This is a genomic window from Streptococcus sp. KHUD_013, assembly GCF_052588545.1.
On record NZ_CP186264.1, the window covers coordinates 1,380,695 to 1,394,516 of the forward strand.

Consider the following 13,822-nt stretch of genomic DNA (forward strand, 5'->3'; position numbering starts at 1 on the left):
TAACCTCATTTCCTTGACTTTATCATAGCAATTTTCAAGCTAGAAATCAAACAGCTCCTATCGAACGGTTTCAATCGTCCACTGATTCCACCCTCTAAAACGAATCGCTCCTTGCTGGTCTGTACGAAAAACAGTCATTTGTAACTCTTTGAAACGCTCCAAGGTTTCCTGATGAGGGTGCTGATAACGATTTTTTTCGCCTGCAGATATCAGGGCAATTTTTGCTTGTATTTTCTCTAAGAAGGCAGGGTGAGAAGAACCCTTAGAACCATGGTGGCCTGCTTTGAGGACATCTACGCGCAGTTGAGGATAACGGGCTAACAAGGTCTTTTCCCCTTCTTCTTCTAAATCTCCTGTAAAAAGGAAGGACAACCCATAAAAGCGACCATAAAGAACAATGGAATCGTTATTACTCCCATCTCCTATTTCTACCGGATAGAGGACTTCTGCACTCCCATCAAAGATCGACAATTGATCACCAGCCTCCAACGTTTTTACCGGTAAGTTCAACCGTTTGAGCAAACGGACAAAAGAGTCTTTTTTTAAGCTCCCCTTGGAAATGTTGATTTCCTTTATCCTAACCTTAGTCGCGAGCACTTCCAAATCTCCCATGTGATCTGTGTCAGTATGCGTGAGAATCATATGATCAATCTGGTCAATCCCCCTGCTCTTGAGATAGGGAAGCAGGGTCCGTTCTGCATTGCTAGTAGACCTTCGCTTCTTCCATGCCTCCTTTTGGCCAAAGTCCACTTTTCCTCCTGTATCAATTAGGATGGTTTTCCCACGCCAATCACGTAGTAAAATACTATCACCTTGACCAATATCAATGATAGTAATCTCATTTTCTAAAGGATGCTTCACAAGGGCAAATACAGAGCATACTAAGAGTAGGAACAGGTATCTCCATTTCTTAACCTTTCGCATCTCATAGAGACAAGCTAGCAAGCACAAGAGCAAGATGAAATAGTAAATGCTTGGTTGCCCGAAAACCAAGGATTGACTAGTGAAGCCCGCTAGATACTCCATACTTTTTTCCATCCAGACGAAGAAAGGATTCCAGAAGGTCAAGGGATACAGAAAAGAGAGGAGAAAAACGACACTCAGTCCTGGCAACAACAGAAGGTCAAATAAGAGAGAAAAAATGAAGGTTAGAGGAAGGGACCAGGGTTGGTATTCTCCAAAGAAAAAAAGGAGAAAAGGAAGAACCCCTAGTGTTAACACTAGACTCTCCTTGATGACTTTTCGGATTCCCTCCTTCTCCTCTTCAGAAGAGGTTAGCGTCAATACAAAGGCGTAGGCGCAGGATAAGAGACCTCCAGCAGTCAACAAGGAGGATGGTAAAAGAAGGACTAACAAGAGGAGAGTGACCCCCATATTCTCCATTCCTTTGAGCCCAGCCTGGGCCAGGAGTTTCTGTAAGAGGCTTCGAACGACCGAAACCGAAAAGCCTGTCATTCCAGCATAAAGAAGCGAAAATGGATAGAGGAGGTAGGCAACCTTTTCCTGCTCCAGTCCCAATCGGAGAAAGAAGCGCCGAAAGGCATCTAGGAAGAAGGCAACCTGCATGCCCGACAAGGCGAACAAATGGATAATCCCCAAATTCGAATACAACTGGCTCATTTCTTCAAACTCTACATCTAAAAAACCAAAAAGCAAGCCCGTCATGTAGTGACTCATGGGCTGGGGGAAATGCTGGTGAACCCATACAAGGGCCTTTCGCCTCCAACTAGACAGCAGCCCTATGAAATCTCTAGGCTCAACAGGTCTCTTTTCAAGAATGTGACTGATTTTCAAAAGGTGATAAATCCCTTGTGTTTTCAGATAAGCCTGGTAATCAAAACCCATAAAATTACGTTGTTTTGTTGGTGTTTCCAATTCCCCTTTGATCCGTAATTCTATCCCATGATCCAGGTGTTTAAAATAGGCTTGTTCTTCCTCTGACTGAAGCTGGTAGAAAACCTGAAAAGTACGGCTACCTGACTTGGCTCGAAAGGATAAAGCATCTCCATTCACCTTGATGGTATCCGGTAAAAGCTGAATGACCCTTGGGACCCTATGATCGCTTGACTCTTGTTTTCCCTGTTCGATTCGGAAAGCAAAACAAAGGGTAAAGAGGGAAAGAAACCCTATGAGGCACAGAAATCGTTTGCCATCGTAGCGTCTCCTAAACAAGATGAAGAAGGCCAGAAGGAAGAACGAAGCGAGCCAGTGTCCCGTGTAGATCCAATAATAGAGAGCTAAGACCGGCAGGGTGAGATGAAAGGGATGAATGTTGAGACTTCTAATCCACTGTAACATGCTCTTTTAACTTTTCTAGCGTCTTTTGGCCAATCCCAGAAACATTTTTCAATTCATCAACAGACTGAAATTTTCCTTTTTCCTCTCGATAAGCAATGATATCTTGGGCTCGCTTTTGACCTATACCAGAAATCGTCTGTAGTTCTGCTTCTGTTGCCGTATTGAGATTGACCTTTCCATCTTTTGACTGCTTTTCACCACCGGTCGTCCCAGCAGATGCAGATGCGGACGCAACAGGCGCTACCTCCTCTCCATTCTTAGCAACATAGACGATGGACTCATCCTCCAATTTTTGCGCTAAGTTGACGGATTGGCTATTGGCTTCGTCTGTCATCCCTCCTGCTTTTTGGACAGCATCATAGACCCGGCTCCCCACTGGAAGTTCGTAGACCCCTGCTTGTCTAACAGCACCCTTCACATCCACCATGATTTTCTCTTGAGAGGAGTCCGTCTTTTCCTCACTCCTCTGTTGAGAGCTAGAAGGGAGGCTTGTGTCTTCCTTAGGAGAAGCCTCCTGATCCACCATTTCTAACTGGGAAATGACAGTTTCTGGTCCTTGTGGAGCTTGCTTGGGCCAAAAGAGAAATACTCCTCCCATCACTAGCCCCACAGCAGCCAAACCTAAAAAAAGTTTATATTCCTTGATCTTCTCAATCCACGTCTCCATAAATACCCCTTTTATTTTTATTATTCGTAAAAAATCGAAGAAATAAAAAAAGAATGTCAAAAATCACATGATTTTTGACATTCTTGTTCTCACGAAAACTCATTAGTCTTTCCGATGCTTGTCCGGATCCCATACAAAACTTGCGATATAACTAAACAAGAGGGTCAGTAAAGCGACAACCAAGACAAATGGCAGCAGTAAAAACTTCAATAAACGGATGAGGATAAAAGGTTTCCGGTCGTTGCGGAGTGCCTGAGATTCCGCATCTAAGCGATCAAACTCAGCCTGGATACGTCTTGCAACTTCTTCCACTCCCTCATCATTCATTTTTGCAATATCAGAGATATCAATAGGGTGCCCAAAGTTCATGTCAACCCGTTCACAGGTCGCTAGTCCTTTCAAAGCCATTGGACCCGTATAAGTGACAGGCATAATACGTACCTTGGCCATCTTGGCAATCACAGCAACTCCACCCTTAACATCCTGAGAATGACGACTTCCACTTGGAAACATAATTAAGGAACGCTTGCTTTTTTTGAGCATATTCACTGGGTATTTTATCGCTGCTGCACCTGGATTTTCACGGTCAATTGGGAAAGCCCCGCACATGCGAATCCACCATCCAAAAATCCGATTGGTAAAGAGTTCCTTCTTAGCCATAAAGATAAATTGCTTGGGTTTGGTCGCAAAGGCCATGTAGACAGGATCCCACCAAGTTCGATGAGGAGCTACGAGAATGTAATTTTCCTCTTGGCTCGGAATCAGTTCCTTATGATGGTAATGAGCATTTCCATTCAGAACCCATAAAATAAAGGTCACTAAGCCACGTAAATAGGTATAAAACATGCTTTCTCCTTTGATAATTCTCTTGTTTATCCATTATACCTTATCCTTCTCTTCCCCGCAAATCTTTTCAAAAACTGGATGAGTCAACAAACCGACTGCACCTAGTCTTTTTCTTAAAAAAATGATATGATGTTTTTATGGAAATGAATGAATTAAAGGGATTAACCCATGAAGAGGTCCGCAAAAAAATACAGCGTGGCCAAACCAACGAATTTAAAGCGAATACCAGTACCAGTACCTGGCAAATCATCAAGCGCAATGTCTTCACCTTGTTTAATGCTTTGAACTTTGTGATCGCCCTCGCTTTGGTTGCGGTACAAGCCTGGAGCAACCTGGTCTTTTTTGCAGTCATCTGCTTTAATGCCTTATCCGGAATTGCCACAGAGCTCCGCGCTAAACGGATGATTGATAAATTGAATTTGATGAGTAAGGAGCTCGTCATTGTCATCCGAGCCGGGGAAGAAGAAACCATTGATCCAGAGAAAATCGTCCTTGGCGACCTGATTAAGCTATCAGCTGGAGACCAAATTCCGAGTGATGCCATCGTTCAAAAGGGAGTTGCTGAAGCCAATGAAGCCATGCTCACAGGAGAAAGTGACTTGGTTCTCAAGGAAGAGGGAGATGAACTTCTATCCGGAAGCTTCTTAGCGAGTGGTCAGGTCTACGCTCGTGTCAGTCGTGTGGGGGCCAATAACTATGCTAATAAATTAATGGTAGAGGCAAAAACTCTCAAACCCATCAATTCCCGCATTCTCTATAATCTCGCAAAAATCTCTAGTTTTACTGGAAAGATTATTATCCCATTTGGAATTGCTCTCTTCTGTGAAGCCTTTTTAATTAAACTGCTTCCAATGAAAGATTCTGTGATTACCTCTTCCACTGCTCTCTTAGGCATGTTGCCAAAAGGGATTGCCCTTCTGACAGTGACCTCTCTCTTGACAGCCGTGATCAAGTTAGGGATGCGCAAGGTCTTGGTCCAAGAGATGTACTCTGTGGAAACCTTGGCTCGTGTTGATACTCTTTGTTTGGATAAGACAGGAACCATCACCCAAGGAAAAATGACCGTCAAAGGCATTCACTCCCTGTCTGAACACTTTTCTGAAGAAACTATCGAAGTTATTCTCGCTGCCTATATGCAAAATTCTGAGGATAACAACCCAACTGCCCAAGCTATCCGCAAAGCATATGGTGAGCTAGAACACGCTTATACAGCCGAATCAATCATTCCATTTTCAAGTGATCGAAAATGGGGTGCCATGACTCTGACCAACTTGGGGACCATTTATTTAGGGGCCCCAGAAATGCTCCTCAAAGAAAATCCTCCAGCGGTATTGGAAGCCCAAGCCCATGGATCACGGGTCTTGATCTTAGCTCGCAGTGTGGAAGCCATCGATATGCATGATTTGACTTTGCCAAGTGATGTAGAAGCAATCGCCGTCATTGAAATCCTCGATCCAATCCGCGAAGGAGCTGCCGAAACCTTGGATTATCTTCGCTCCCAAGATGTAGATCTCAAAATCATCTCTGGTGATAATCCTGTCACTGTTTCTTACATTGCTAAGGAAGCTGGTTTTGAAAGCTACGAAAGTTATATTGACTGTTCTAAGATTGAGGACGATGAGTTGGTGGACCTAGCTGAAAGTACAGCCATTTTTGGACGGGTTTCTCCTCATCAAAAGAAACTTTTGATTCAGACCCTCAAGGCTGCTGGTCGAACCACTGCCATGACAGGGGACGGGGTCAATGATATCCTAGCCTTACGAGAAGCTGACTGTTCCATCGTGATGGCCGAAGGCGATCCTGCAACTCGTCAAATTGCCAATCTCGTCTTGTTAAACTCAGACTTCAATGATGTTCCAGAAATTCTCTTTGAAGGTCGTCGGGTCGTCAACAACATTGGACGAATCGCTCCTATCTTCTTTATTAAGACGATCTACTCCTTCATTCTGGCCATTATCTGTATCGCAAGTGCCCTTTTCTTTGACATCAACTACTTGTTGATTTTCCCATTTATTCCGATTCAGATTACGCTGATTGATCAGTTTGTCGAAGGATTCCCTCCATTTGTCTTGACCTTTGAACGAAACATTAAGCCAGTGGAAAAACACTTCCTCAAACGCTCCTTGCATCTGGCCTTACCAAATGCCTTGATGGTTGTCTTTAGCGTCTTATTTGTTCGTTTATGGGGAGCTCATCATGGCTGGTCTAGCCTGGATATGTCTACACTTTCCTACTACTTGTTAGGATCTATTGGCTTCTTGTCCGTTATTCGGGCTTGCTTGCCACTCAATATCTGGCGAGGTCTCTTAATCATCTTCTCTGTCTGCGGTTTCTACCTTGCTGCCTTTTACTTGAAAGGTCTGATTGAAATCGGAACATTGACAGCTGTGACCTTCCCAGTCTACCTTGCCTTGATGGCTCTCTTTACGGGAATCTTCATCTTGGCGACCATTTATCAAAAATATGAATTTGATTAAACAACTCTTGGATAAGGATGGAACGAAAGTTCTGTCCTTATTTTTTCTTATCCCTTTCTATGCTTTTCCCCGCCCTCTTTTCATGCTATAATAGAGCCATGAACGATATCGAATTAAAAGACGGCGAACGCGTCAACCAACTATTTTCAAGCGATGTGAAAATCATTCAAAATAGAGAAGTTTTTAGCTATTCCATTGATAGTGTCCTTTTGTCACGCTTTCCCAAGTTGCCCAACCGTGGTCTGATTGTCGATCTTTGTGCCGGCAATGGTGCTGTCGGACTCTTTGCTAGCACGCGCACCAAAGCCACCATCGTTGGAGTGGAGATACAAGAAAGACTAGCAGACATGGCAGAGCGTTCCATCCATTTGAATGGCCTCTCCGACCGCATGTCCATGATTACCGATGATTTAAAAAATTTGCCCCACCATTTCCCTGGTAGTAAAATCGACCTTATTCTCTGTAATCCTCCCTACTTTAAAGTGGACGAGCATTCCAATTTAAATGAGAGCCCTCATTATTTGCTAGCCCGTCACGAGATCACCACCAATTTGGACCAAATTTGTCAAGTGGCCCAACGGACTCTCAAGTCCAATGGCCGACTCGTCATGGTGCATCGTCCGGATCGCTTCTTAGATATCATTGAAACCATGAAACACTACAATCTGGCTCCTAAACGGATTCAATTTGTCTATCCCAAGGTCCATAAAGATGCCAACATGCTTCTCATTGAGGCCATTAAAGATGGATCGCGAGATGGTCTAAAAATTCTGCCTCCACTGTTCATCCATGAGGAAGATGGAAGCTATACGCCGGAGATTCATGAGATTTATTATGGAAACTAAAGCTTATATGTATGTAGTCCAGTGTGCAGATGGGACCCTTTATACTGGCTACACCACCGATATCGAACGCCGTATCAAAACCCACAATGCTGGCAAAGGCGCCAAATATACACGTCCCAGACTTCCTGTGACCTTGATCTACCAAGAGTCTTTCCCCGACAAAAGAGCTGCTATGTCAGCCGAAGCACTCTTTAAACGGAAGAGCCGAGAGGAAAAACTGACCTATATCAAGCATCAACAATCTAAACTAGATCCAGAATAGAGGTAACCTAAATGATCTAACAATCATCTGTTTGCATGCTAAAAGGAGCCACAAGAGCTCCTTTTTTTAATCATCTAGGATTCGTCATCAAGGGTCTTCAAAAATGCCCAATTTCCAACACTTTGTTTTCCATAGTCAAGCACCATAGAATCTAATAGAACGAATTCATTTTTTTCATAGAAAAAGACATTTTGCTGGGTACTGGTAATCAAGCCTAGACGCTTACAACCTTTGGCCTTGACGTAAGGCTCAATCCCGTTTTGGAGAAAATGACTACCAACACCTTGGCCCTGAATAGTTGGGCTCACAGCAAACATCATTAAATACCAGTCGAAGTTTCCGGATTTTTTCAAATGTTGCTCCGAACGCTCCACCAGGTCCAGATATTTCATTAATTTCCAAGGGCTAATGTAACGGAATAACTTAAAAATTCCATTTAGTAGGTAAGAGACCATTGAGAAATCTTTTTGTTGCAAGAGTCCTACAGCTATAATTTCTCCATCTCGTTCAGCAACTAGGCAAGTTTCCCCTTTGATGTAGAGCTTGACTAACAAGGTATGCAATAGCTCAATAAAGGCCGGAAAGTATTCAGGCTTTTTTAAATCTTCTTTAATGACGGTTAAAAATGGATAATTCATAAAAGCATCAGCGCAGACTTTTCCAATTAGCTTGTACTCATCTAGCCTTGCTTCTCTATATACGATCCTTTCCATACGCCAACTCCTTCATTCTAATAAAACTATTATACTGTAAAACACTCTTTTTTTCGATTGTAATGTGAAATTATCACATAAATCCTTACAAATCAGAAGTCATTTGAATAGTGATTGAAAGCTTAATCAGATTTATGAACATTGGGAACCAATTTTTGATGAATGACGGAACTACTCCTGCATAGAAACAAAAAATAGTCCTTCTAGATTTTTCTAGAAAGACTATTTGATACGTTAGGAACTAAGGAATTAAATACGCTCTTTCCAAGAAGTTGCGACTTGGTCCAAGACTTGGTTGAGTTCTTCAATGTTGCGACGACCTTCGGTACGCAACCATTCACGAGCTGCTTCTTCGCCATTCTTGATGTAGGCTTCTACAGATCCAGCCCAAGTTGCACGGCCACAGAGAACTCCATTGAAGTTCGCTCCTGCTTCATGCGCAAAGACTAAGGTTTCTTGGAAGAGTTTGGCAGATACACCGGCACTCAAGTAGATGTATGGAAGCTTGGTTGCTTCTTCTTGTTCTTTAAAGAAGGCAGCAGCTTCTTCACGGCTATGAACAATTTCTCCATCGCCAAAGCCTTCAACGTATTTGACATTAACTGGCACTTCTACCTTCAAGACATCAATGTTGAAGCGTGGGTCTGAGAAGACTTTCATAGCTTCGATGACCTTACGAGGTTTTACTTTCGCATATTCTACAGAACCTGCATCCGCGATTTTTTCATCATAGGCCAAGATTTCAAGGAAGAATGGAATTTCTTCTGCTGCACATTCTGAACCGATGCGTTCAATGTAGGCCTGTTTTTCTTGGTTAAGTTCATCTGCACTATCCACATCATAATAGAGCAAGAATTTCACTGCATCTGCACCCTGTTCTTTGATGCGTTTAGCTGACCAAAGGTTGAGGCAGTCTGGCAGACGTTTAGTGCTAGAAGTGTCGTAGCCTGTTTTTTCATAAGCCAACAAGAGACCTGCTTCTGCATCCAAGACCTTAGTTGCTGGAAGTCCATACTCAGGATCCAAGAGCATAGAAGATGCGAATGGTGTCAATTCTTCAGCTACTAGGACCTTCAATTCTTCCATTTGCGCCACGGTTGGTTCTGTGTCTTGGTACTGAGCCATAAGGCGTTTCAAGGCACCACGTTGGTCAAAGGCCAAGGCTGAGATCACACCCTCTTTGGTGCTCAATTTTTCTAAATAGTTGCGTTTTTGTTCTGTTAATACCATCTTATACCTCTTTTACAATTATATTCTGATACAAATCATCGTAGTGGGCCATATTGACATGCCCTGTCATCTTTTCTTGGGCATTTAGCATCCCTAGGACCATAGCATGGGTCAAGAGAGCCACGTCATCTTTTCCGCTACTGAGGGCAGCAGAAATCCCAGCCACAGTTGAATCTCCAGATCCCACTGGATTGACCACTTCAATTTTTGGAATATCGACCTTATAGAAGCTGTCTCCATGTTTGGCAAAGGCACCATCTCCACCTAAGGAGACGATAATCCATTCGATTCCTTCAAACAGTGGGTCTTTCAAAACTACTTTTAAGTCCTCAAAATCCGCCGAAACATCTCGTCCTAAGAGTTGAGATAATTCTTCGCGATTGGGTTTAATCACCGTTGGTTTGAATGGTGAGTGAAGGACCGCTTCTAAAGATTTGCCTGATGAATCAAGTACAACCTTGCGTCCTGCTTCTTTTGCAATCTCAATTAGGCTCGCATAATAGTCCACTGGTAGCCCTGTAGGAAGACTCCCCGAAATAGCAATCACATCCGCTGTCGGCATGAGGAGTTTGAAATGATGAAGGAATCCTAAAGCTTCCGTCCGGATAATTTCTGGACCCGCTTCTAAGATTTCTGTTTGATTTCCTTCATGCAAGATGGCGATACAGTTCCGCGTATCTCCCAAGATATCATAGAAGAAGGATTGGACATCTCGTGGAAGATGGGTCTTGATGAATTGACCATTGGTCCCCCCAACAAAACCTGTTGCTCCAACTGTTTCACCGCTCTCAGCTAGGACACGGGTGACATTTAACCCTTTACCACCAGCCGTCTTAGAAACTTCCGACACACGATTCACAGTATCCAACTTTAATTCTTCCAAGGGATAAGAAATATCAATGGAAGGATTCAAGGTGACAGTTAAGATCATAAGCTCACCTCTTAGTCGTGGTATTCACCACGATCCCATTTTTCAAGGAATTCTGTAAAGAAGTCTGCATCCTCTTGGTGATCATTATGGGTTTCCAAATGTTGAATCTTGGCAATCAATTTCTTGTTTTCTTCACTTGGTTTGTATTCTGCATGAATGAAAGCTTCAATGATATCACACATGAGCAACTCACCGGTTACTTTCCCACCAAAACCAATCACGTTGGCATTCAACTCTTCTTTCGCATAAAGAGCAGTTGTCATGTCGCGAACCAAGGCTGAACGGATTCCAGGAACCTTGTTAACAGCGTTGTTAATTCCAACACCAGTACCACAGATACATACTCCAAGATCTGCTTGACCACTAGCGACTGCTTCTCCGACTTTTTTCCCAAAAATTGGGTAGTGGGTACGTGCATGGTCATAGGTTCCGAAGTCAAGGACTTCATAACCTTTTGATTTCAAAAATTCAGAAACAGCCATTTTTTCATTTGTGACAATATGGTCACATCCAATTGCAATTTTCATTCGTTTACTCCTCCCCTTAGCACATCTTGTTGAGCATATCGACACGGATTTGGTGGCGACCGCCGTCATACTTACCGTTTACAAAACCTTTGGCGATATTTTTGGCCAATTGGTCACCCACGATTTGAGCACCCATGGTGATCATGCGAGAATTGTTGTGGCCACGAGTCATGTAGGCAGAACGCTCATCTGAAACTTCTGCCGCAACCATTCCTTTAATTTTAGTAGCGACCATGAATGGACCAGCACCATAGGCATCAATGACGATACCAAGATTGTCTTCTGCTTGTTTGACTTCCTTAGCGACAGCCAAAGTCACATCGACAAAGTCTTGCCCTTCTTCTGTCACATCCACCACTTGGAAACCTTCTGCTTCCAAATATTCTTTGACTACTTCTTTTAAGCGGATACCTGCTGCATCCGCACCAATAATAACTGACATATTATGCTCCTTCTTTTAATTCATTTTTCAATCAAATACAGAAACTTCTATATTCAACAACATTATTTTCTATAAAATTTCGATTTCAAAACTAAGTTCTGCTTCTTGACCTGCTGGCAAAAGTCGAACTTGCTTTTTATATTCCAAATAATCACTCTCTTCAAGGGAAGTGGATAAACCAGACCAAGGCTCTAAAGCGATAAAAGGCCCTTTATTTGGCGTTGTCCAGATAATCAAGTTTGAAAAATCTGGAAAATGAAGGCTTACTCCTTTTTCGTGCTTTTTAGAGCGGAGGATCACCCTTCTTGATTGTAAGCAATCTAAGGTGATGGCATCCTTTTGGAAGAGATCGTAATCGAGATTTAGGATTTTCTCTTGCTGTAAGAAAGGTGTCCGATCAAAGACGTTTAGCAAGCCTGTCTCTGGATAGGATTTAGGAATACTACAGGTCTCTTCTTGTTCGAATTCCAGGTAGTAATCTTCAAATCCTTCATCCGCCAGTAACGGACAATTAAATCCTGGATGGCCACCAACGAAAAAGGGCATGACTCCTTCCTCACCAAGATGGTGAACCCGATAGGTTACTTGAATCTTCTTACCAAGTAATTGATAAGAAATTTCTAATCTGAAATGATAGGGATATTGCTGATACATTTCTTCCGTATCTTCTATCCCAAAAGTCACCCGATCTTCTGTTTGCTCTACCAGCTCAAAGTTTTTCTTGCGAACCAGCCCGTGGCGAGGGATCTTCCCAACACCTTGAGGGCGATACATGGTTGTATCATTTCGAACCGAACCACAGATAGGAAAGAGAACTGGGGCTTGGCCACTCCAATACTGAGCATCACCCTGCCAAAGATATTCGATACCTTCCTGATCCTTGATAGAGGTCAGCTCACCACCTAACTCCTTGAAACAAACTTCCAGATCATTATTTTTTAAAGCTATCCTCATATTTCACTCCTTAGCATGTTATTTTAGAGAAAAAACTAGGCTACCCCTCCATGTCTGGAAAATTGATACCCTAGTTTTATCAAGTTACATATTTAGGAGCGGATTATTTTGCATTTGCTGCGTATTCTTCGTTACGTTTGATCATTTGTTTTCTGTACCATGCAAAGATTCCAACGTAGAATGCTAAGAAGGCAACAACACCAATAATCAATTTAATATCACCAGTTGTTGCATTACCGATTGTCCAACCAAGCAATTTTTCAACAGGTCCTTCAAGAGTTGAGTGAGTGATCAATTGAGCTTTGTCAACTCCTTCTGGAAAGGCTTTTACACTTTTCGCCAATTCAGTAGCGAATGGTGCGATAAGAGTACCTGAAAGAAGGAAGAGTGGCAACAAGAGTGTTCCAAACACGATCATACGGATCAATTTACCACGTGTTACAACCAACAAAGCTGGAGTCACACCCATAGCGATGATCCCTGCAAGTGGCAAGATACCATTTCCGACTTTAGAAAGAAGCACTGCTTCGATCAACATGATTGGTGCAAGTACGTTTGCACAAGCCCAGATTTCTGCACGACCAGCGATAAATGGCCAGTCCAAACCGATATTGAATTTACGTCCTTGAAGACGTTTAGTAGCAACGTTTGTAATACCTTGTGACAATGGTTCTACCGCTGCGATGAACCAAGAACCGATCAATGAGAACAATTCCAAGCAGACACCGGCAGTCAAACCAAGGCTCAACCAACCTTTAATAACCAATTCCCAAGTTTTAGCATCAGCTACATCAGCAACTGGATGTGGAGTACCCATGATACCGATGACGATACCAAGAAGGAAACCGATGAAGAATTTAGATCCCCAGAAACCAATTTTCTTGTTCAATTTAGCTGCGTCAAAGTCGTATTTGTCAAGACCTGGGAAGAATTTGTCAAAGATTTTATCCAAAACCATGATGATTGGGTTCATCATGTAGTTCATGTGAGTTGAAGTCATAGGTGATGAACTTGGTGCATTCAACAAATCGTCAAATGTTGGTTTCATCAAGTCTGAGTTGATGATTTTCATAATCCCTACAAGAACAACTGCAAGAGTGGCAACTAAGAGGGAAACTCCTGCGCTAACTCCATTTTTATCCGCATACCATTTAATCAAAAGACCTGTGATAGACAAGTGCCAGATATCAAAGATATCGACATCAAGTGTATCTGTTTTCTTCATTGCAAGCATGACAATGTTGACAACCAACATAACTAGCAAGAAGTAAAGTGTCCAGGCAGACCCCCAAGTGATGGTCGCAAGTGGTGCCCAACCAACGTCTGTGATATTCAATTGAATACCAGTGTTCTCAACGAATTTTGCAAGAGACGCTGAGAAAGCGCCATTCAACATACCGATGATTGCACCGATACCTGTAAGGGCGATGGCAAGTTTAATACCACCTTCAAGCGCTTTGGAGAATTTCACTCCAAACAAAAGTGCCAATAGAGTTAGGACGATCAACATGATGATCGGTGCACCCATATCTAGAATGGGTTTGAAAAACTTATTGGCAAAATCGATAATGCCATTCATAATAAATCCTCCCGATTTATATTTTTATATTTTACAAAATTAAGAATGTCA

At 42.6% G+C, this 13,822-nt stretch carries 13 protein-coding genes; 3 read left to right on the forward strand and 10 right to left on the reverse strand.

All coding sequences use genetic code 11. From position 1 onward, the window contains the following. Positions 1-57 precede the first annotated feature (57 nt). From ACOXXR_RS06495 to ACOXXR_RS06505, 3 genes are all read right to left on the reverse strand, one after another. Positions 58-2,298, reverse strand: coding sequence for a DNA internalization-related competence protein ComEC/Rec2 (locus tag ACOXXR_RS06495; protein WP_445278304.1), 2,241 nt, complete (start codon positions 2,296-2,298; stop codon positions 58-60). Continuing rightward, the gene (locus ACOXXR_RS06500) at positions 2,282-2,965 is read right to left on the reverse strand and encodes a helix-hairpin-helix domain-containing protein (RefSeq protein WP_445278305.1); all 684 of its coding nucleotides are present in this window, start codon (positions 2,963-2,965) and stop codon (positions 2,282-2,284) included. Before ACOXXR_RS06500 ends, ACOXXR_RS06495 begins: the two co-directional genes overlap by 17 nt. Before the next feature lie 102 nt (positions 2,966-3,067). Next, complete coding sequence (locus tag ACOXXR_RS06505) at positions 3,068-3,811, reverse strand: lysophospholipid acyltransferase family protein (protein WP_445278306.1); 744 nt, start codon at positions 3,809-3,811, stop codon at positions 3,068-3,070. Between the two features lie 137 nt (positions 3,812-3,948). On the opposite strand from ACOXXR_RS06505, the gene ACOXXR_RS06510 reads away from it, so the two are divergent. From ACOXXR_RS06510 to ACOXXR_RS06520, 3 genes are all read left to right on the forward strand, one after another. Then, positions 3,949-6,288, forward strand: coding sequence for a cation-translocating P-type ATPase (locus tag ACOXXR_RS06510; RefSeq protein ID WP_445278307.1), 2,340 nt, complete (start codon positions 3,949-3,951; stop codon positions 6,286-6,288). 98 nt (positions 6,289-6,386) lie between these two features. Then, on the forward strand, positions 6,387-7,133 hold the full coding sequence (locus tag ACOXXR_RS06515) for a tRNA1(Val) (adenine(37)-N6)-methyltransferase (protein ID WP_233331691.1): 747 nt from the start codon (positions 6,387-6,389) through the stop codon (positions 7,131-7,133). Next, complete coding sequence (locus tag ACOXXR_RS06520; RefSeq protein WP_048689170.1) at positions 7,123-7,395, forward strand: GIY-YIG nuclease family protein; 273 nt, start codon at positions 7,123-7,125, stop codon at positions 7,393-7,395. Before ACOXXR_RS06515 ends, ACOXXR_RS06520 begins: the two co-directional genes overlap by 11 nt. A gap of 74 nt (positions 7,396-7,469) precedes the next feature. On the opposite strand, the gene ACOXXR_RS06525 is transcribed toward ACOXXR_RS06520, so the two are convergent. From ACOXXR_RS06525 to ACOXXR_RS06555, 7 genes are all read right to left on the reverse strand, one after another. Further along, the gene (locus ACOXXR_RS06525; RefSeq protein WP_129268762.1) at positions 7,470-8,108 is read right to left on the reverse strand and encodes a GNAT family N-acetyltransferase; all 639 of its coding nucleotides are present in this window, start codon (positions 8,106-8,108) and stop codon (positions 7,470-7,472) included. 249 nt (positions 8,109-8,357) lie between these two features. Further along, on the reverse strand, positions 8,358-9,338 hold the full coding sequence (gene lacD / locus ACOXXR_RS06530; RefSeq protein WP_445278308.1) for a tagatose-bisphosphate aldolase: 981 nt from the start codon (positions 9,336-9,338) through the stop codon (positions 8,358-8,360). A 1-nt stretch (position 9,339) separates the two neighbouring features. Beyond that, positions 9,340-10,269 (reverse strand): tagatose-6-phosphate kinase, encoded by a 930-nt coding sequence (locus ACOXXR_RS06535; protein WP_445278309.1) that lies wholly within the window; start codon positions 10,267-10,269, stop codon positions 9,340-9,342. Between the two features lie 11 nt (positions 10,270-10,280). Further along, positions 10,281-10,796, reverse strand: a complete 516-nt coding sequence (lacB, locus tag ACOXXR_RS06540; protein WP_023026585.1) for a galactose-6-phosphate isomerase subunit LacB — start codon at positions 10,794-10,796, stop codon at positions 10,281-10,283. 16 nt (positions 10,797-10,812) lie between these two features. Continuing rightward, entirely contained in the window at positions 10,813-11,238 is a 426-nt protein-coding gene (lacA, locus tag ACOXXR_RS06545; protein ID WP_023026584.1) for a galactose-6-phosphate isomerase subunit LacA, read from the reverse strand. Positions 11,239-11,307: 69 nt separating this feature from the next. Continuing rightward, complete coding sequence (locus tag ACOXXR_RS06550; protein ID WP_048715588.1) at positions 11,308-12,192, reverse strand: aldose 1-epimerase family protein; 885 nt, start codon at positions 12,190-12,192, stop codon at positions 11,308-11,310. 103 nt (positions 12,193-12,295) lie between these two features. Further along, the gene (locus ACOXXR_RS06555; protein ID WP_023026582.1) at positions 12,296-13,771 is read right to left on the reverse strand and encodes a PTS galactitol transporter subunit IIC; all 1,476 of its coding nucleotides are present in this window, start codon (positions 13,769-13,771) and stop codon (positions 12,296-12,298) included. Positions 13,772-13,822 lie beyond the last annotated feature (51 nt).